This window comes from Dehalogenimonas sp. THU2, assembly GCF_039749495.1.
Classification (GTDB): Bacteria; Chloroflexota; Dehalococcoidia; order Dehalococcoidales; family Dehalococcoidaceae; genus Dehalogenimonas.
Map to the genome: position 1 here is coordinate 25,968 of NZ_JBDLLU010000010.1, position 17,901 is coordinate 43,868.

General features: G+C 58.8%; 21 protein-coding genes. 12 read left to right on the forward strand and 9 right to left on the reverse strand.

Going from position 1 to position 17,901, the window contains the following annotated elements:
• The first annotated feature begins 69 nt into the window (after positions 1-69).
• The 7 genes from ABFB09_RS06400 to ABFB09_RS06430 all read left to right on the forward strand — a co-directional run bounded on the left by ABFB09_RS06400 (position 70) and on the right by ABFB09_RS06430 (position 5,530).
• The gene (locus ABFB09_RS06400) at positions 70-654 is read left to right on the forward strand and encodes a regulatory protein RecX (protein WP_347000670.1); all 585 of its coding nucleotides are present in this window, start codon (positions 70-72) and stop codon (positions 652-654) included.
• A 64-nt stretch (positions 655-718) separates the two neighbouring features.
• The gene (rny, locus tag ABFB09_RS06405; RefSeq protein ID WP_347000671.1) at positions 719-2,257 is read left to right on the forward strand and encodes a ribonuclease Y; all 1,539 of its coding nucleotides are present in this window, start codon (positions 719-721) and stop codon (positions 2,255-2,257) included.
• Between the two features lie 129 nt (positions 2,258-2,386).
• Positions 2,387-2,800, forward strand: a complete 414-nt coding sequence (locus tag ABFB09_RS06410) for a Fur family transcriptional regulator (protein ID WP_347000672.1) — start codon at positions 2,387-2,389, stop codon at positions 2,798-2,800.
• Positions 2,801-2,864: 64 nt separating this feature from the next.
• The gene (locus ABFB09_RS06415; protein WP_347000673.1) at positions 2,865-3,503 is read left to right on the forward strand and encodes an energy-coupling factor ABC transporter permease; all 639 of its coding nucleotides are present in this window, start codon (positions 2,865-2,867) and stop codon (positions 3,501-3,503) included.
• 2 nt (positions 3,504-3,505) lie between these two features.
• Positions 3,506-3,826, forward strand: coding sequence for a PDGLE domain-containing protein (locus ABFB09_RS06420; RefSeq protein WP_347000674.1), 321 nt, complete (start codon positions 3,506-3,508; stop codon positions 3,824-3,826).
• A gap of 113 nt (positions 3,827-3,939) precedes the next feature.
• Entirely contained in the window at positions 3,940-4,719 is a 780-nt protein-coding gene (gene cbiQ / locus ABFB09_RS06425; RefSeq protein WP_347000675.1) for a cobalt ECF transporter T component CbiQ, read from the forward strand.
• 85 nt (positions 4,720-4,804) lie between these two features.
• Positions 4,805-5,530, forward strand: coding sequence for an ABC transporter ATP-binding protein (locus tag ABFB09_RS06430; RefSeq protein WP_347000676.1), 726 nt, complete (start codon positions 4,805-4,807; stop codon positions 5,528-5,530).
• A 101-nt stretch (positions 5,531-5,631) separates the two neighbouring features.
• Here the strand turns inward: ABFB09_RS06430 and nadD are convergent, their stop codons facing one another.
• On the reverse strand, positions 5,632-6,237 hold the full coding sequence (gene nadD, locus ABFB09_RS06435; RefSeq protein WP_347000735.1) for a nicotinate-nucleotide adenylyltransferase: 606 nt from the start codon (positions 6,235-6,237) through the stop codon (positions 5,632-5,634).
• An 11-nt stretch (positions 6,238-6,248) separates the two neighbouring features.
• Complete coding sequence (gene obgE, locus ABFB09_RS06440) at positions 6,249-7,505, reverse strand: GTPase ObgE (RefSeq protein ID WP_347000677.1); 1,257 nt, start codon at positions 7,503-7,505, stop codon at positions 6,249-6,251.
• A gap of 332 nt (positions 7,506-7,837) precedes the next feature.
• Here obgE and ABFB09_RS06445 point away from each other — a divergent pair, with 332 nt between their 5' ends.
• Together ABFB09_RS06445 and ABFB09_RS06450 are read left to right on the forward strand one after the other, a co-directional pair.
• Complete coding sequence (locus ABFB09_RS06445) at positions 7,838-8,008, forward strand: hypothetical protein (RefSeq protein ID WP_347000678.1); 171 nt, start codon at positions 7,838-7,840, stop codon at positions 8,006-8,008.
• Positions 8,009-8,053: 45 nt separating this feature from the next.
• On the forward strand, positions 8,054-8,440 hold the full coding sequence (locus ABFB09_RS06450; protein WP_347000679.1) for a carboxymuconolactone decarboxylase family protein: 387 nt from the start codon (positions 8,054-8,056) through the stop codon (positions 8,438-8,440).
• Positions 8,441-8,447: 7 nt separating this feature from the next.
• Here the strand turns inward: ABFB09_RS06450 and ABFB09_RS06455 are convergent, their stop codons facing one another.
• From ABFB09_RS06455 to ABFB09_RS06470, 4 genes are all read right to left on the reverse strand, one after another.
• A complete protein-coding gene (locus ABFB09_RS06455) occupies positions 8,448-9,185 on the reverse strand; it encodes a Crp/Fnr family transcriptional regulator (RefSeq protein WP_347000680.1) in 738 nt (245 codons plus the stop codon).
• A gap of 8 nt (positions 9,186-9,193) precedes the next feature.
• Positions 9,194-9,868, reverse strand: coding sequence for a zinc metallopeptidase (locus tag ABFB09_RS06460; RefSeq protein WP_347000681.1), 675 nt, complete (start codon positions 9,866-9,868; stop codon positions 9,194-9,196).
• Between the two features lie 286 nt (positions 9,869-10,154).
• Entirely contained in the window at positions 10,155-12,002 is a 1,848-nt protein-coding gene (locus ABFB09_RS06465; protein ID WP_347000682.1) for a TIGR03960 family B12-binding radical SAM protein, read from the reverse strand.
• Between the two features lie 95 nt (positions 12,003-12,097).
• Positions 12,098-12,895 (reverse strand): MBL fold metallo-hydrolase, encoded by a 798-nt coding sequence (locus tag ABFB09_RS06470; protein ID WP_347000683.1) that lies wholly within the window; start codon positions 12,893-12,895, stop codon positions 12,098-12,100.
• Between the two features lie 103 nt (positions 12,896-12,998).
• Between ABFB09_RS06470 and ABFB09_RS06475 the strand changes: the two genes are divergently transcribed.
• Complete coding sequence (locus tag ABFB09_RS06475) at positions 12,999-13,742, forward strand: hypothetical protein (RefSeq protein ID WP_347000684.1); 744 nt, start codon at positions 12,999-13,001, stop codon at positions 13,740-13,742.
• A 24-nt stretch (positions 13,743-13,766) separates the two neighbouring features.
• Here ABFB09_RS06475 and ABFB09_RS06480 read toward each other — a convergent pair whose 3' ends face one another.
• Positions 13,767-15,056, reverse strand: a complete 1,290-nt coding sequence (locus tag ABFB09_RS06480) for a homocitrate synthase (RefSeq protein WP_347000685.1) — start codon at positions 15,054-15,056, stop codon at positions 13,767-13,769.
• A 236-nt stretch (positions 15,057-15,292) separates the two neighbouring features.
• On the opposite strand from ABFB09_RS06480, the gene ABFB09_RS06485 reads away from it, so the two are divergent.
• Complete coding sequence (locus ABFB09_RS06485) at positions 15,293-15,643, forward strand: PAS domain-containing protein (protein ID WP_347000686.1); 351 nt, start codon at positions 15,293-15,295, stop codon at positions 15,641-15,643.
• A 132-nt stretch (positions 15,644-15,775) separates the two neighbouring features.
• Complete coding sequence (locus ABFB09_RS06490) at positions 15,776-16,213, forward strand: hypothetical protein (RefSeq protein WP_347000687.1); 438 nt, start codon at positions 15,776-15,778, stop codon at positions 16,211-16,213.
• Between the two features lie 132 nt (positions 16,214-16,345).
• On the opposite strand, the gene tsaA is transcribed toward ABFB09_RS06490, so the two are convergent.
• On the reverse strand, positions 16,346-16,816 hold the full coding sequence (gene tsaA, locus ABFB09_RS06495) for a tRNA (N6-threonylcarbamoyladenosine(37)-N6)-methyltransferase TrmO (protein WP_347000688.1): 471 nt from the start codon (positions 16,814-16,816) through the stop codon (positions 16,346-16,348).
• Positions 16,817-16,879: 63 nt separating this feature from the next.
• Positions 16,880-17,818 (reverse strand): methionyl-tRNA formyltransferase, encoded by a 939-nt coding sequence (gene fmt / locus ABFB09_RS06500; protein ID WP_347000689.1) that lies wholly within the window; start codon positions 17,816-17,818, stop codon positions 16,880-16,882.
• Between the last annotated feature and the right edge of the window lie 83 nt (positions 17,819-17,901).

Below are 17,901 nucleotides of genomic sequence, written 5' to 3' on the forward strand. Positions count from 1 at the left end.
GCAATGCCCTGATCCGGCTGACGTTGCCGGGCCTATACCGAAAAGTGTCTTAAACAAAGGAAACATCATATGACGGAGCGGCTGACAGGAGCCAAGCCGCTTGACGACGGCGACGAGACCGGTGAACTGCCATCCGGACCGCCGTCCGCGGCGCGGTCAACCGAAAGCGGGATAGGCGTCTGCTACCAGGCGGCATTGAGACTCCTGGATTACCGGGCGCGCACCGAGACCGAGATGCGACAGCGGCTCGCCCGCAAGGGATTTGAAGCCGTCGACATCGATACGGTGCTCGCGCGTTTGAAAACATCCGGGCTGATCGATGATGCCGCCTTCGCCCGGGCCTGGAGCGACAGCCGTGCCGCTTCCTCGCCGCGGTCCGCCTTCGTCATTAAGCGTGAACTCCGGGGCAAAGGCGTCACCGGAGATACCGCCGAAGAAGCCGTGGCCGGCCTCGATGACGCCGAGGCAGCCTATCGCGCCGCAATCCCGCGTGCCACCCGGCTGGCTAAACTGCCGCCGGAAGAAGCCCGGCGCAAGCTGGGCGATTTTCTCAGAAGGCGGGGCTTCAGTTGGGGCGTGGCGGAAGAGACGATGAACCGCCTCAAGGATGAGGGCATCGGCTTTGAGGTTGACACTAATGAGGCAACACCTTAGTATAAGCCGTTACCCCCAAGTAACAGCTGCCAACTAAATATATAATCGGGGGTTTTTAAATATAATGGGTCTTGACAACGTACTAGCCATCTTTTTCAGTTTCGTCATCGGCGCCATCTTCGGCGGTATGGCCATTTTCATCTCCCGCGGCGCCATGATCTCCCGCCAGTTGAAGGTCGCTCAGCGAAAAGCCTCTCACACCATCGCCGAATCCAGGATTGAAGCCCGCAATATCACCCAGGAAGCCCGGGACGAGGCCGACAAGGTCCGTATGGCCGCCGAGACCGAACTCCGGGAACGCCGCGCCGAGCTTGGACGGCAGGAAAACCGTGTCACCCAAAAGGTAGAGACTCTGGAACGCAAGCTGGAGACACTCGACCAGCGCGAACGCGCCCTGCTGACCCGCGAGAAGTCGATCGAAGAAGAACTCGAGAGGGTCGAGGGTCTCCGCGGCCAGGAGCAGCAGAAGCTCGAAGCCGTGGCCGGCCTGACCACCCAGGAAGCCAAGGATCACCTGCTGGAGATCGTCGAGTCCGAGATGCAGCAGGAAACCTCCCGCCGCGTCCGCCAGTGGGAGCAAAAGATTAAAGAAGAGGCCGATGAGAAGGCGCGGGAGATCATCATCCACGCCATCCAGCGATGCGCTTCCGATGTGGTCGTCGAGACTACCGTCAGCGTGGTGCCCATCCCGTCCGACGAGATGAAGGGCCGCCTGATCGGCCGCGAAGGCCGCAACATCCGCGCCCTGGAACAGGCCACCGGCGTCGATCTCATCATCGACGATACGCCGGAGGCGGTCACCGTCAGCAGCTTCGACCCGGTGCGGCGCGAGATCGCACGCCTGGCTTTAACCAAGCTGGTGATCGACGGCCGTATCCACCCGGCCCGCATTGAAGAAGTGGTGGTCAAAGCCAAGGAAGATGTCGATGCCGCCATCCAGACCGCCGGCGAGCAGGCTGCCTATTCTGCCGGTGTTCACGGGTTGCGTCCTGAACTTATCAAGATCATGGGCCGCCTGAAATATCGCACCAGTTACGGTCAGAACGTGCTGCAGCACAGCGTGGAAGTCGCCCAGTTGTGCGGCATGATCGCCACTGACCTGGGCGTCAACGTCAATATCGCCAAGCGCGCCGGTTTCCTGCACGACATCGGCAAGGCTGTCGATCGCGAGGTCGAGGGCACCCATGCCGCCATCGGCGCCGACCTGGTCAAGCAGTGGGATAAATCCGCCGACGTGGTCCGCGGTGTGGCCGAGCATCACTTTGATCAGCCGGAAACCTCCATCTGGGGCTTCATCGTCTCCGCCGCCGATGCCATCTCCAGCGCCCGCCCCGGCGCCCGCCGTGAATCCCTTGAGAACTACATCAAGCGCCTGAAAGCCCTGGAGGAGATCGCCAACAGCTTCGAAGGCGTCGAACGCTCTTATGCCATCCAGGCCGGCCGCGAGGTCCGCATCATGGTCAAGCCGGAGGTCGTGGACGACCTGGGCGCCATGCGCCTGGCCCGCGACATCGTCAAGAAGATCGAAGACGGCCTGGACTACCCCGGCCAGATCAAGGTGACGGTGCTGCGAGAGACCCGAGCTACGGATTACGCCCGGTAGAAATTCGCTTTTAGTTTGAAAAGGGAGAGGCTTTGGCCTCTCCCTTTTTCTTTCCGAATCTTTGGATACCCCTTGACCCCACCCCTCACTCCCCTATACAATCTCTTATTGCAAAGAGTCGCAATAACTATGAGTTGCAATAACATACTAAAAGCCAAGGGCTACCGCTTGACGCCGCAGCGTCGGGTCATCTTGGACATCCTCCACGGCGAAGGGGCGCACCTGACCGCCGACGCCATTTACGAGCAGGTGAAGGCCAAAGTAGCCGGTGTCAACCGCTCCACGGTGTACCGCACCCTCGAACTGCTGGAGAGCCTCGGACTTACCGTCAAAGCCGAGCTTCGCGGCTCCCACGTCTATCACCACGCCGAGGAAGGCCACCACCATCACCTGAAATGCCGGATCTGCGGCCGGGTCTCGGAACTGCCGGAAGAACTCCTGGCGCCACTCAGTACAAGCCTCTTGGAAAAGCATGGCTTTGCCGCCGACTTGAATCATCACGTGATTACCGGACTGTGCCAAGATTGCCGCGAGCGGGTATAGTTTTGAGCCTTTGAGATTTTAGCATTTGAATTTGTTTAGACATTAGACATTAGGATTTGATACCGTGCACATTCCCGACGGTTTCCTGAACATGACCACACTTGCTGCCACCGGCATCGCCTCGGCCGGTGGGCTGGGCGCGGCCGTGAAAGTGGCAGCCAACAAGATCGGTGAGAAACAGGTACCTCTCATGGGCATACTGGCGGCCTTCATCTTCGCCGCCCAGATGCTCAATTTCCCCGTGGCCGGGGGCACCAGCGGGCACCTCATCGGCGCGGCGTTGTGCGCCATCCTGATCGGACCATGGGCCGGGGTGATCATCATGTCCGCCGTGCTCATCGCCCAGTCGCTTATCTTTCAGGACGGCGGACTGCTGGCGTTGGGCGCCAATATCTTCAACATGGGCATCGTAGCGGTTTTCGGCGCCTTCCTGGTGTATAAACTGGTAATCGCCGTCTTTGGCAACGACCGCCGCGGTCAACTTACTGGCGCCGCCCTTGCCGGCTGGGCTTCAGTCATGCTGGCCTCCTTCGCCGCCGCCGCCGAACTGGCCTTCTCAGGCGCCTCGCCGTTTGCCGTGGTGACACCGGCCATGCTGGGCGTACACGCCCTGATCGGCGTCGGTGAGGGATTGATAACCGTATTCATCCTCCAGGCTGTGTTGGCCACCCGGGCTGATATCCTGCGATTGGAGAGGGTTTGACCGTGAACGGTTATAAGAAATGGTGGCTGATAGCCCTGGGATTGGCGCTTCTCATGGTTACCGTATCACCTCTAGCTTCCGGCTCCCCAGACGGCCTGGAAAAAGTGGCCGAACAGCAGGGTTTCGCCGAAACCACCCGGGCGGCGCCATTTCAAGTGATCGCCGATTATATCTTCCCCGGTGTGGAGAACAAGGCGCTAGCGACGATACTGGCGGGTTGGATCGGGGTGCTGACCCTATTCGGAGCCGTTTACACGCTGAGTTGGCTTCTAGCCCGGCACCGAAACAATCAAGCTCCAAGAGGCAATAACCATTCATGGTGAGTTATTCACGGTGAACCAAAGTCCGATCACCAAAACTGGATAAGCTTGATCATTGAATATTGAGGTTTGGAATTTGTTTGTAACTTGTATCTTGGTTATTGGAATTTGACTCGATGCGTCACAGCTTTTTAGACCAATACAGCCATCTGTCCAGCCCAGTCCACCGGCGCGACCCGCGGCTGAAGTTCCTGCTGTCTTTACTCTTTATCCTCGCGGTGGTACTGACCCAGGCCGGAAGCTGGCTGGCCTTCGCCGCTTACTTCGGCATCCTCGCCTCAATTTTCGGTCTATCGAGATTGCCTCTAGGCTACGTCCTCAAGCGCTCGCTGATCATCCTGCCCTTCGTCCTGCTGCTGGGCATCATCAACGTCTTCACCCGCCCCGGCGCCGAGCTGTTCGGTCTGAATTTCGGCGACTGGCACCTCGGCGTCACCGACGGCGGGCTGGTCTTCATCGCCACGCTGCTTGCCCGAAGCTGGCTGTCAGTGCTGGCGCTTATCCTGCTCTCCTCGACGACGCCACTGCCCGGCCTTCTCAAAGGCATCGAGCGCCTGGGCGCGCCCAGGGTACTGGTGATGATCCTGTCCTTCATGTACCGCTACCTCTTCCTGCTGGTCGATGAGGTGCTGCGGATGAAGCAGGGACGGGATTCGCGGACGGTGGGACGATTATCTAACGCCTTCCAGGCCAAAACCGTCGGCGGCATGATCGGCGCTCTCTTCATCCGCTCCTTCGAGCGCGGCGAACGGGTCTATGCCGCCATGGTAGCCCGTGGCTTCGACGGCAGTTCCCGTACCCTCAACGATCTAACCTTCGACCGGGCCGATGTCCTCATCGGCATAACTCTGTCGCTCTTGCTGATATTACCCGTAACCCTGAGCCTGCTGTCATGAAATACGACAACAAATCATTTTATCCTCAATTCAAAATCCCTCTCCCCCACGGGGAGAGGTTAGGTGAGGGGGCACCTCAAGCACTATGACCGATCCCCCCGTCATCCACCTGGACAACCTCCATTACGCCTATCCGGACGGCCGTAAAGCCCTCGACGGCGTAAGGCTGTCGATTGCGCGCGGTGAATCCGTAGCCCTAGCCGGGGCTAACGGAGCCGGTAAATCGACGCTCCTGCTCCACCTGAACGGTATCATCCACGGTGCAAACGGGGCGGTGAAGATCTCCGGCCTCCCGGTGACCATCGCCAACCTGAAAACAATACGGAAAAAAGTCGGCGTCGTCTTTCAGAATCCGGACGACCAGCTCTTCTGCCCGGAGGTCTTCGACGATGTGGCTTTCGGACCGATCAACATGGGACTCCCGGAGCCGGAAGTGAAACAGCGTGTCGCCGGCGCCCTCCAAGCCGTCGGCCTGGCCGGTTTCGAGCGCCGCTCGTCACACCACCTGAGCCTGGGCGAAAAAAAGCGGGTAGCGCTGGCCAGCGTCCTCACCATGTCACCGGACGTGCTGGCTTTGGACGAGCCGTCCAGTAACCTGGACCCGTCCGCCAAGTGGGGACTGATCGAACTGCTGCGTTCACTGAACATCACCATGATTATCGTCTCGCACGACCTGGAACTCATCGAAGCCCTCTGCCCGCGCCTCGTCATCATGAAACAGGGCAGGGTCCTTGCCGATGGCTTGACGGTGGAGATTATGGCTGATCGGGGGTTATTGGTGGCCGGGGGTCTAGCGGCTCCGTTACGTTAAGCGCCCTGCGCTTGCATTGTTTCCTTGCTCCTCGAACAATCGATCCAGGAACTTCCGGACGAATGAGTTTCGAACCTTCAAATTTGGGTATTACTTAGAATTTAGATATTGGAATTTCCCACCTTACGCCGGTATAACCCCCTGGCGGAAATATACTCCGCCACCCCCGGCGGCACCAGGTGATCGATGGGCTGGCCCAGCTCCACCCGCTGCCGGATGGCCGTGGCGGACACGTCGATCTCCGGTTCGGTCAGGATCACCGTCCGTTGCCCGATGCCGGGGACGGCGGCTTCGAGGGCTTTGAGGTCGGGACGCGGAGAACCCACCCGCGGCGCCGCAGCCAGGCAGGCGGCGGCGATGATGCGCTCCGGTTTATGCCACTTGGGCAGCGCCGTCAGGTTGTCCCAGCCCAGGATAAAATACAGTTCGTCGCCGGGGTAAGACCGGTGCAACTCGTCGAGGGTTTCCCAGGTGTACGACGGTCCGGGGCGCCTGACCTCCGTGTCGCTGACGCTGAAATATGGGCGGCCGACCACCGCCAGTTTGACCATCTCCAGCCGTTCCGCCGCCGGGCTGACTTTCTGCGAGGCCTTGACCCACGGCTCACCGGCGGGGATGAAAATGACCTCGCCGAGGCGAAGATGTCGCCTGACCTCCTCCGCCATCATCAGGTGGCCGATGTGCGGCGGGTCGAAGGTGCCGCCCATGATGCCGATTTTTACCAATAGAACTCCATGTTGCCGATATAGAACTTGTCGCCCGGTTTCAGCTTGGCCGCCCGGAGGGCTCGTTCGACGCCCCAGCGCCAGAGTTCACCGAATAGCTGCCGTCTGACCTCGGAATCCCCGGTTTCGGACCCCGCCACCAGGCGTTCGAATTCATCCGAATACACGTGCCAGCCGTCGACGTTACGCTCTACGACAACCTTTTCCCTAGTAGGTGAAGGCCTGAAGACCTTCATTCCGTCCTCGGATTCCACTACCTTCTCTTCGGCCTTTTCCTGGAGCAGGCGGTCGAGTTCCGCGAGTAACCCATCGACGCCCTCGCCGGTGGCCGCGGAGATGAATAAGATTTTGATACCCGCCGCTTCAAAGGTATCCCTGAGTTCCGGCATCCGGTCCCGCACCAGCGGCAGGTCGATCTTGTTCACGGCAACCACCTGGGGCTTCTGGCCCAGCAGGGGATCGTAGAGCGTCAGCTCGGTATTGATCTTGACCATGTCGTTGACCGGCTCCGCCGCCGACCCGTCGATGAGGTGCACCAGCACTCGGGTCCGGGCCACGTGCCGCAGGAACTGGTGCCCCAGCCCCTTGCCCAGGTGGGCATCCTCGATAAGCCCCGGCACGTCGGCCACCACCCACCGCCGCCCCGCCGCCTCGACGAGACCGAGGATCGGTTCCAGGGTGGTGAAGGGGTAAGCCGCCACCTTCGGCCGGGCCGCAGAGATCGCGGTTAACAGCGAAGATTTGCCGGCGTTGGGCAGGCCGATGATACCCGCGTCGGCGATGAGTTTCAGTTCCAGCGTCAGCGTCCTGGTTTCACCCGGAACACCCGTCTGGGCCAGTTTCGGCGCCTGGTTGGTGGATGTGGCGAAGTGGGTGTTGCCCAGCCCCCCTTTGCCCCCACGCGCGGCCACAACCCGGTCGCCGTGGCGGGACAGGTCGGCTACGATCTCTCCGGTTTCCTTATCCCGGATCACGGTACCCACCGGCACCCCGACGACGATATCCGCGCCGCTCTTGCCGGAACACCGCTGCCCGGCGCCGCGGGCGCCGTCGCCAGCCTTGAAATGCCGTTGATGACGGTACTTCATCAGGCTGCCCATGTCCTTGTCGGCTTCGAGGATGACATCGCCGCCGCGTCCGCCGTCGCCCCCATCCGGTCCGCCACGCGGCACGAATTTCTCCCGCCGGAATCCGGACGAACCCCGGCCGCCGTCGCCGCTCTTGATTTGTATTTCTGCCTGGTCGATCACTGTTTACACCCTTTTCCCGGGAAACGCTCCCCGGTGACTTATCGAACTTATATTGGTATCTATCAAAACAGTATATCAAAATTAGAAGGCTTTAACAGTTATAGTAATAAGAGAAGGCTGGTCTCCATCGTGGACTCTTCACGGGATGGTGTTTTCAATCGTAAGCTTGTCTCCGGTTATCGAAAGCCCCCGCCGGTTGTCTAATACTTGTTAGGGTTTGCATCTAATTCCGGTACCCGATTTTCAAAACTGACAGCTTGTTGTAAAACAGTTTACAGACTTCCTCTCGCTGCTCATTCATAATGGTCTCAATATCGAATTAAGGAGGTCATATGTCACTGGTCACCTGGAGCGCCGTGTTCATCATCGCCGCCGGTATCTGCGCCTTCACTCTGAAAGCGCCGCAGAACCCGGTGAAGGGATTCATCACCCCTAAATTGTTCTTCGTCCACATACTTCTGGGACTGACTGCCATCGTCCTGGCTGTAGCCGCCGCCGTTTAGTTATTGAAAGGATTTTACCGTCGTTAGATAACCATGAATAATAACTTGAATAACGTACAAACCGAATTCGCAACCCCGATCCTTGAAGAAATCCGACAGACCTTTGGTATGGTACCCAATTTCTTTCAAGCCCAGGCTGATGCCGACCCGGAGTGGTTGGCGCTGAATTGGAGTCGGGAGAAAGCCATCATGCTGTCGCCTGGAGCTCTCGACCGCAAGACCAAAGAACTTATCGCTCTGACCGTATCGCTGGTCAATCGTTGTCAGTATTGCTCGCTGGCTCACGAAACTATGGCATTGATGACCGGTGCCACCCGGAAAGAGATTGTCGAGTTGAAAAAGGTAGTGGAGCTGTTTTCCAGCTTCAACGCGATTGCCGACAGCCTGCAGATACCGTGTGATATCACCCCGAAAATGGCTGGCGGGCAGTAACGTTTTGTCAGACGGTTTCAGTAAAGCACAGACAGCGCCGGGACAATAGCTCCGGCGCTGTCTGTGCTTCAATATCCAACAGGTGGGGCGCCACTACTAAGCGCCTCATTTCGTTGTCGGTGGTAACCAAACCCTCTTCCCGGAGCGATTTGAGGACATTAGTCACCGTGACCCGGGAGGTACCGATCATCGCCCCCAGATCGTCATGAGTCAGGCGGAAACCAAGTCGAATTCCGTTTGGTATTATTTCGCCGTTATTGCGGGCTAACCGGCCCAGTGTCCGCAAAATCCGGTCGCGGGCATCATAAATCGCAACATCGGCCAGGTGCTCGGTCAATTGCGAGAGTTTATCGGCCATAACCTTGATGACCCGGGTAGCCATGGCCGGATGCCCGGACAGCATCGCTTCCAGTTCCTTCTTAAAACAGGCGCAAACCCGGGTGTCTTCCACCGCTTCGGCGTTGAAGGTGCGACGATTTTCGGCAAACAGGATTTCCTCACCGAAGAGGTCGTTCAACCCCAGGTAACCCAGGGTAATCTCCCGGCCGTCTTCAGATATTTTGAAAAGCCTGATCCGTCCGGCGGTAACCAGAAATACGGCTTCGGCGGCATCACCTTCATTGAAAAGGCAATCGCCGCGCCGGTATTCCAGTCGCCGTACCGCGGAACGTTGAAGTTCCGCCCGCTCTTCATTGGACAAGGCTGCGAAGAGCCACATATCGGTCATGCAGCCGAGTCTGGTCATCGGCCCGCCTAGCGTCTTCCGCCTACCAGCAGCATCACGAAGTACAACAGTTGCATCACTGCCTGCAGCATGGCCGCCACGTAGGTCAGGGCCGCCGCGGACAATACCGCTGAGGCGCCGCTGGCTTCGGAAACCGAGACCAGGCCGGTGGAGCGCAGCATCGTTCGGGCCCGGGTGGAGGCGTTGAACTCCACCGGCAGGGTGATGACCGAGAAGAGCACGGCGGCGCCGAACAGAGCCACGCCGGCCCAGGCGAGATTCGTAATGGAGAGGATCAGGCCGACGAATACCAGGAGGAAGCCGAATTTGGAGCCCAGGCTGGCTACCGGGTACATGGCGTTGCGTACTTTGAGCGGGGCATAGGCGGTAGCATGCTGTACGGCGTGTCCCACCTCGTGAGCTACGATACCCAGTGCCGCCACCGAGGCCTTATTAGCGACATCAGGCGACAATCTCAATACCTTGCTTCGGGGATCGTAGTGGTCGGACAGTTTACCCTTGGACAGTTCCACCTGGACGTTTTGCAGGTTATGCTGGTCCAGCAGCCACCGAGCCGCGGCCAAGCCGGTCATACCCCGGTCGTTGGCCACCTTGCTGTATTTGCCGAAGGTCGAGGAAACCCGCCACTGGGCATAAAGCATCAGCAGCAGCGGGGGGATGATAAAGGCTAGATAAAGACCCATCGCATCCTCCTGTTAGACATAACGATGTATCAGTATTATACCAGACTACTCGTGAAGGCTCAATCGGGGCTTTTTAATCAGTCATCGCCACGAAAACCGACCGTTTTTGTAGGGGCCGATCTCAGATCGGCCCTGGGGTGGGGCGATCGCCGAAAAACTGCTGGTTACGGTTGTCCTGTCGCACGTTGTCAACGGGTCATCAAGTTGCTGCATCACAACTGACCGGCATCAATGTGTCATGCGCTGTCCAGGGGTTATGCCTTTAGAAATTACTTCGACAGTGATCCTACTCCCGACTTCGCCGTGCCAGCGTTTCCTCGCACTCAGCCACCAGGTTATGCAAACCGCAGGCCAGGCAGGGATTATCGTGACAGTCTCCGGTGGCTTCCTCCGCCAGGGCGCGCCGGTACTCCCGCTTTAGATAGGTCTCGCTTACCCCGCTTTCGATATGCGACCATGGGAAAACTTCTTCCAGGGGCCGCATCCGCTGGGCATAGAAGGCCGGGTCCAGGCTGGCCTCGGCGAAGGCCTCCGCCCAGCGTTCCCAGCTGAAGAACTCCGTCCAGCCGTCCAGGCTGCTGCCCCGCCGCCAGGCGCCGTGGATGACCCGGGACATTCTCCGGTCGCCGCGGGCAATGGCCGCTTCCAAGAAACTGGCTTTGGGTTCAGACCATGACATGCGGATGCCCTTGTTCTTCACCCGGTCAAGGAGGTGGCGCTGTTTGGCGATGATGGTCTCTTCATCGTCCTGCGCGGCCCATTGGAATGGAGTATGAGGTTTGGGAATGAAGGTGGCCAGGCTGACGCGGAGGGCTGGACGGCGCCCCGGAGCCCCTCTGCCCAGGCTATACACCCGGTGCAGCATTTCGGCCATGGCCGTGAGGTCGTCCAGCGATTCTGTTGGCAGTCCCAGCATGTAGTACAGTTTTAGCGTTGTCCAGCCCCGCTCGAAAGCGGCGCCGACGGTGTCCAGTATCTCTTCCTCAGGGATGACCTTATTGATCACCCGCCCCAGTCGGGGGCTGGCAGCTTCCGGAGCAAAAGTCAGGCCACTCCGGCGCTTCTCCGGCAGGCTTTCCACCAGGGCTACGGAGCCGGGGGTAACGCGCAGGCTGGGCAGGGAGATGGCGATATGCCGCTCTTTTTGGCGCTCCGCCAGCCTGGCCACCAGTTCTTCGATGCCGTCGTAATCCGATGTCGATAACGACAGGAGCGATATCTCGTCATAACCGGTATTGCGGATGATGGCGTCGGCAGCGTCCAGCACTTCCTGGTGAGGGCGCTGGCGAGCCGGCCGATAGACCACCCCGGCGTGGCAGAAACGGCAACCCCGGACACAGCCGCGGGAGATCTCGATAACCCCCCGATCCTGCACCGCTTCCACATAGGGAACCACCGGCTTGACCACGGGCGGCGGCAATTTCTGGATGATGCGCCGCTTGATCTTCGCCGGCGCGACGGGATTATTCGGTTCTACTGCGGCCACCGTACCGTCGTCGTTATAGCTCACGTTATAGAACGAAGGGATATAGATGCCGTCGATAGCGGCCAACCGGCGCAGCAGATCGGTTTTGCCGTCCGGTTTGCCTTCACCCTGCCATCCGGCGAAGATGTCGAGGAATTCCGATATCGAGTCTTCGGCGTCGCCGACGAAGATAACGTCGATGAAATCAGCCACCGGCTCCGGATTGAAGACCGAGGTGCCGCCGGCGATAACCAGAGGGGCATTTTCATCCCGCTCGGACGCCCAGGCCGGTATGCCGGACAGGTCCAGCATCTCCAGCATGGTGGTGAACGACAGTTCCGCCCCCAATGAGAAGCCGACGATATCGAATTCTTTCACCGGGCGGTGGTTTTCCAGGGTAAGCAGGCTCAGGCCCTGTTCCCGTATCGCCGTGGCCATATCTGACCACGGCATATAAACACGTTCGGCCAGGGCATCGGCGCGGCGGCCTATGATTTCGTATAGAATCGGCAGTGATAGGTTGGCCATGCCCACTTCGTAAAGATCTGGAAAGGCCAGCGCCACCTTTACGGGTGTCTGCCTGAAGTCTTTGATGACGGCGTTCCACTCCCCACCGGTGTAGCGGGCTGGTTTTTGAACCTTATTTAAGATAGCGTCGGGATAACCCAAAATTGTCTCCTCGTTGTTTAAATCCAAAGCGCCGATCTTAAAAACAGTTTTAGATTTTGCATTTTGGTCATTTAAACTTGTTTAGTGCTTAGAAATTAGGATTTAGTATTTTTATCAAGTTCACTGAGCTGGAACACCATTCCATCCCTCGCGGCGATGACCTTAATTCCCGTCCTGTTCGTCATCCCCTCCGCCGCTTCCCACGGATGCGCGCGCCAGACGTTCATGCCGAAGTGGGTCAGGATAGCCGCTTTTGGTTTGATTCCGGCGATGATCTTCTCGGCGTCATCCAGCGTCAGGTGGTCCACGGTCGGCCTGGGTTCGGTCAGTACCACGTTGATGATCAGCAGGTCGGCTTTATAGGTGTCGATCAGCCCATCGAAGTACCGGGTGTCGGTGATATAGGCGATCGATTTGCCCCCCGCGTGAAACACCAGGCCGTAGGTTTCCACCGGATGCCGGTGACGCAGCGGTGTTTCGAATTTCAGTCCTTCAAGGTCGTATTTGCCGCCTTCTTCGAGCGTGATCACCTCGTCCAGGAATTTCCGCAGGTAGGAGAACATCACCGGCTCGGGCCCGAAGGCGTCGGCGGGGGCATAGAATTTGCCCTTGCCGCGGAAGCCGCCGCCGGTCATGGCCTCGATCATGACGTTGACGTCGCCGGAGTGGTCCAGGTGGCGGTGGGATAGCATGACGGCGTCCAGTGTTTCCGCCCGCAGCTTGCGCTTGTTTACCTGGACGATGCAGCCGGGTCCCGGATCGACCAGGACGTTTTTCCCATCGAGAGACAGCCACAGCCCGCCGGAGGCCAGTATCTGGTGAGCCACCATGATGCGGGCGCCGCCGGTGCCAAGGAACGTTATCGTGTTATCTGCTCTAACGGATTCAGACATAACCGTCCAAGTATAGCGGGATTCCGGTACCGACGCTATTCAGTATTTACTCTCCGCCGTGCTATTATCTAGGCATTATGAAAGATGTCGAATGGAGGCAGGCATGAACGACCGTCGATTTCTAGTGATCGCCGGCATCCTCGCGGTAGCGCTATCGGTTGTGCTGTACGCGCTCCACTACGTCATCTTCGCTGACGCCCACCACATCTTCATCTTTACGCTTCACGATATCGCTTTTCTCCCTCTCGAGGTATTTCTGGTCGTCGTCGTCATTGAGCGCCTGCTGGCGCAGCGAGAGAAGAAGGCTCTCAATTCCAAGCTCAATATGGTCGTCGGAGTCTTTTTCATGGCGGTGGGCAACCGGTTGCTGGCTGAACTCCTGACCGATTTTTGCGAGCGGGAAACGCTCTATGGCCATTTCCAGATAAGCAAGGAGTGGCAGCCTCAGGATTTCCGGCGTGCCCGCGCTGAGGCGCTCAAGATACGGCTGGAGGTGGACTTCGATCGCATTGACCTTAATGGCATTAAAGTATTCCTGGGCGAGCAGCGGCCTTTCCTGATGAGCCTGATGGAAAATCCCAGCCTGCTCGAACGCGAAGGTTTCACTGATCTCCTGTGGGCGATAACTCATCTGGAAGAGGAGCTGGAGGCCAGGGATAACCTCTCAGCGCTGCCGGAGTCCGATCTCAAGCACCTAGAAGGCGATATCAACCGTTTTTATGACCGGCTGGTGGCCGAGTGGTTGATCTATGCCGAACACCTGAAAGCCCATTACCCTTATTTTTATTCCCTGCTGCTGCGAACCCATCCGTTCCAGAAGGAGCCGTCGGTAATCGTCAGGAATTGAGGCGATTACCGAAGATCGTTCGGGTTAAACCCCGGATCGAACCGCACCCAGGAGGGGATCGGGTTCGGCCTCCTCCTCGAGGGGCGTCAGTGTCAGCAGCCGCCTGGCGGTATGGGGATAGCGGGCGATGAAAAGCAGTTCGTCCTCGACGAGCGGCTTATGTGACAACACGTTGGCATAGCGCACCAGCTCCAGCACCTGCTGCGCTTCTTCCTTGTCCTTGAAACGCCAGGACATGCGCTCGCCCATGATATGGGAGAAACCGGAGATGCCGGAGTATTCGCCGGCGCAGATTTCGCGTCCGGTATCGACATATTCCGGTTCGCCGCGGCCCAGTTCCTCGCAGCCGTACAGTTCGTAGTTATGCGGGTCCTTGAGGATGCCGTCGGCGTGGATGCCGGACTCGTGAGCGAAAGCGTTGGCGCCGACGCCGGGCTGGTTGATGGGAATGGGTACGCCAAATGCGTAAGAAGCGAACTTGGCGATCTTCCAGCTCTTGGACATATCGATATGGTTGCCCAGTTCGTATTTGCCGGCAAAACTCTTGCTCTTGGTCAGGGCCAGCACCGTGGCGATGAGGTCGGCGTTGCCGGCCCGTTCGCCGATGCCGTTCAGGGTGGTGTTGATGTAGGCATCCTGGCCGCCGTCTATAACGCCGCGGGCGCCGGCTACCGAGCAGGCTACCGCCATGCCCAGGTCGCCGTGGCAATGGAGTTCGATAGGCATACCCACCTGTTCCGCCAGCGCGCGGCTGGTTTGATAAATGGAAAACGGGTCGTCGTAACCCAGCGTATCGCAATACCGCAGCCTGACCGCCCCGTGCGCCTTGGCCGCCAGGCCGTATTCGACCAGGAATTCAACGTCGGTGCGGGAGGCGTCCTCGGCGTTAACACCGACGCTCTCGGCCCCCAGCTTATGTGCGGCGTCTACCGCCGCGGTCATATCCTTAATGACATCCTGGCGCGTCTTTTTGCCCTTGAACTTGCCGTTGATCATCTGCGCCGAGGTGGACATGGACAGGTTGACGTGTTTCAGTTCCGGCACCATTTTAAACGCCAGTTCCACGTCGGCGGTGATAGCCCGCAGCCAGCCCTCGAGGCGGATCGGGGCAATGACGCCCAGTTCGGCCAGTCTCAGGTTAGCCCGCAGGTAGTGGGTTTCATGTTTAGTGGTGGGGAAGCCGAACTCCGACTGGAAGACGCCCATCTCCGAGAGGTAGAGGTTGATCATGGTCTTTTCCAGCTTGGACAGCCCCAGGCGCGCAGTCTGCACGCCGTCGCGGTTCGTAACGTCGATAATATATATCTTGGGCATATTTCACCTCGATGAAGCACTTGTATGAAGGGGGAATAACGTATTATGGTAACACAACATGACGCTTTGGGGCAATGACCGGGTACCTGATTCCTAATCTCCCATGGAAAGTTTTCATTGTCCGGGCTTAACGACTGCTCTTTCCGCGACTCCGCAGGCTGACCACTTATACCGGCACTTTACCTCCCGCCTGCTGATTGGTATATTGGGAACAAATTTACCGGAGGAGCGAAACCATGCTTGAGAACCTGCCCGTCACGACCGTCGAGGCCATGCTGGATACCTTGCCCATCGACCTGACCTTCATGGATGCCGGGAACCGCATCCGCTGGTTCTCAGCCCACCGCATCTTCAACCGTCCACCCGAGTGTCTTGGACAGAACGTCCGGGAGTGCCACCAGGAGTCTAGCTGGCCTGCCATCGACCGGATGGTGGCGGACTTCAAGTCCGGCGCCTGCGACTTGGAGGAACACGTCATAGATAAAAGCGACGGGCGAAAGATCCGCATCCTCTATCTGGCCGTCCGTGACGCCTCACAGCAATACCTGGGGCTGGTAGAGATGGCGGAGGAGATCGAAAAGACCTAACGCCAGCCCCGGACAACCGCAACACATTCTTTACGTATGGTTGCGGAACCAAAATACGTATCTTTACGGATTGCCCATCATACGTCGAGCGTGCCAAGATTTACCCCGATGAACGTCGCGGGGGGGATGAAAATGCCGACACAGAACCGATACCGGGAACCGTTCCTGGAATTTATACCTTATCTAAGCAAGCTCGATATGCCAACGGAAATTGTTGACCGGTGTCGGAGTGTTTTCGAGCGCTGTTCCGCTATGTCGCCGGAACCGGTGGCCGAAATTTTCATTTCCGAAACTCTGACGGACGGGAAACGCAAATACGACGACTTGATGTGCTTCTCTGCCAACTACTGCGTAACTGCCAAGGATTTTACCCGGCAAATCGATATCTTTCTGCTACCGATCACCAAAAGGTTTACCAACTATCCCTTTGTTGACGGTGATTACGTTTACAATGAGGTGCGCTGCGATCCCGGTTTCGTTTTATTATTTAAAGCCGTAGGATATAACTTTGAGTGCATGACCCGTATTTTTAACAAGTATATCGAGCCCAATCTGGCTCCGCCGGAATAAGCTACATAGGGCAGTTCCCGGTAAACCGGGCGCCGCAGACCTCGTTGAGACAACACTTGACCTCGAAAGGGGTTTCGGCCGGCCACCATTCCTGGGGCTCGTAGCACTTAAAGAGCCGCCGGTACACCGCCTTCAATTTTTGCGCTGGTGCCTAGTCGTCCATTCCGGCGCCGTCGCGCCTCCTTCCGGTGAATCGTAGCCGGGGATGAAGGGCTTGATGTCCAGCACCGGCGTGCCGTCTATGGCGTCCAGCCCCTGCACCACCAGTACATTGTCCCGCCGCTCCAGCAGCCGCACCGTGGCCCGGCCCAGGGAATTCGGCCGGTACGGGCTCCGGGAGGCAAAGACGCCCACCGGCGGCAAGTCTTTGCGTCCGCGCGGGAAAACCTTGAGCGCCATCTTGGCCTTGTCGGTAGCCCGGTGCATCCACCAGTAAACCATGATGTGGGAAAAATCCGTCAAGCCGTCCAGCCCCTCGGCCAGGGCGGGATCGATCTCTATCTCCGCCACGACCTCACGCCAGTCGAAGCCGTCGGCGGGTTTTTCCGTGACCGGGCTTTTAATCCGCCCGATAGGTCTAAGTTCCATGGTGAGTTCTGTCATCGCATTCCCGTTCGCGTGGTCAGCCGTGAGATCCCACGAATTTTTTCACCGATGTTGACCGGCTCAGCCCAGCATCGAACCGATGAAGTCGCGCTGGCCGCGGAGGAATTCCGCCGCCGCCGCCGGGCGCTTGCCCTCGAGTTGCAGGCTGAGGATGCCCAGCACCCCGCCGCCGGTGGCTACCCCGAACGGAACCGCCGGCGCGTTTGGGACCTGGACCACCGTGCCCGGTTCGGCTTTGGTATCTATGTCGACCGGTCTCGTCTCGATAAGTTTCAGGGTTTTACCTTGCCAGGCGGTATAAGCCCCCGGCCATGGCTGAAAAGCCCGCGATTGGCGCCAGATCATATCGGCCGATTGCCGCCAGTCGATGCGGCCGGCTTCTTTGGCTAGCATCGGGGCATAGGTAGAGCCTTCCACCGGCTGGGGAACCGCGTCGATGGTACCGCGTTCGACCTGGGGCAGGACATCGATGAGGCTCATGGCCCCGATGATCGCCAGGCGCCCGGACAGGCTGCCGGTAGTGTCCCAATCGAAAACCGGTATCATGGCGCGGGAATAAACGGCGCCGGTGTCGATGCCCGCGTCCATACGCATGATGCTGACTCCGGTGAACCGGTCGCCGGCGGCGATGGCGGCGGCGATGGGCGCCGCGCCCCGGTGTCTCGGCAACAGGGAGGCGTGGACGTTCAGGCAACCCAGCCGGGGAATGTCCAGCACCGCCTGCGGCAGTATCAGGCCGTAGGCGGCAACCACGATTACGTCGGGTTCAAGTTCCCGCAGTTCCGCCTGGGCTTCCGGCTTGCGGAGGGTACCGGGCTGAATAACGGTGAGGCCGTGTTGTTCCGCCATCTGTTTTACCGGGGAAGCGGTCAGCGTTTTGCCGCGACCGGAGGGGGCGTCCCGGCGCGTGTATACAGCGGCCACCTTATAGCCTTCGCCGGCGAGGGCTTCAAGCACCGGCACGGCAAACTCCGGCGTACCCATAAAGACAATTTTCATTTTAATAGTACCTTTTTCCTATGCGCGATTGTAGCACCATTTTTTTATTTTTCCCAATAGCTTTACGGTGGTTACGCCGGGGC

Bases quoted from the DNA above. Each gene is read 5' to 3' on its own strand.
- ABFB09_RS06400 (WP_347000670.1), top strand. From the start codon at position 70: ATGACGGAGCGGCTGACAGGAGCCAAGCCGCTTGACGACGGCGACGAG.
- rny (WP_347000671.1), top strand. From the start codon at position 719: ATGGGTCTTGACAACGTACTAGCCATCTTTTTCAGTTTCGTCATCGGC.
- ABFB09_RS06410 (WP_347000672.1), top strand. From the start codon at position 2,387: ATGAGTTGCAATAACATACTAAAAGCCAAGGGCTACCGCTTGACGCCG.
- cbiQ (WP_347000675.1), top strand. From the start codon at position 3,940: ATGCGTCACAGCTTTTTAGACCAATACAGCCATCTGTCCAGCCCAGTC.
- ABFB09_RS06430 (WP_347000676.1), top strand. From the start codon at position 4,805: ATGACCGATCCCCCCGTCATCCACCTGGACAACCTCCATTACGCCTAT.
- nadD (WP_347000735.1), bottom strand. From the start codon at position 6,237: ATGGGCGGCACCTTCGACCCGCCGCACATCGGCCACCTGATGATGGCG.
- ABFB09_RS06445 (WP_347000678.1), top strand. From the start codon at position 7,838: ATGTCACTGGTCACCTGGAGCGCCGTGTTCATCATCGCCGCCGGTATC.
- ABFB09_RS06455 (WP_347000680.1), bottom strand. From the start codon at position 9,185: ATGACCAGACTCGGCTGCATGACCGATATGTGGCTCTTCGCAGCCTTG.
- ABFB09_RS06460 (WP_347000681.1), bottom strand. From the start codon at position 9,868: ATGGGTCTTTATCTAGCCTTTATCATCCCCCCGCTGCTGCTGATGCTT.
- ABFB09_RS06470 (WP_347000683.1), bottom strand. From the start codon at position 12,895: ATGTCTGAATCCGTTAGAGCAGATAACACGATAACGTTCCTTGGCACC.
- ABFB09_RS06475 (WP_347000684.1), top strand. From the start codon at position 12,999: ATGAACGACCGTCGATTTCTAGTGATCGCCGGCATCCTCGCGGTAGCG.
- ABFB09_RS06480 (WP_347000685.1), bottom strand. From the start codon at position 15,056: ATGCCCAAGATATATATTATCGACGTTACGAACCGCGACGGCGTGCAG.
- ABFB09_RS06485 (WP_347000686.1), top strand. From the start codon at position 15,293: ATGCTTGAGAACCTGCCCGTCACGACCGTCGAGGCCATGCTGGATACC.
- ABFB09_RS06490 (WP_347000687.1), top strand. From the start codon at position 15,776: ATGCCGACACAGAACCGATACCGGGAACCGTTCCTGGAATTTATACCT.
- tsaA (WP_347000688.1), bottom strand. From the start codon at position 16,816: ATGACAGAACTCACCATGGAACTTAGACCTATCGGGCGGATTAAAAGC.
- fmt (WP_347000689.1), bottom strand. From the start codon at position 17,818: ATGAAAATTGTCTTTATGGGTACGCCGGAGTTTGCCGTGCCGGTGCTT.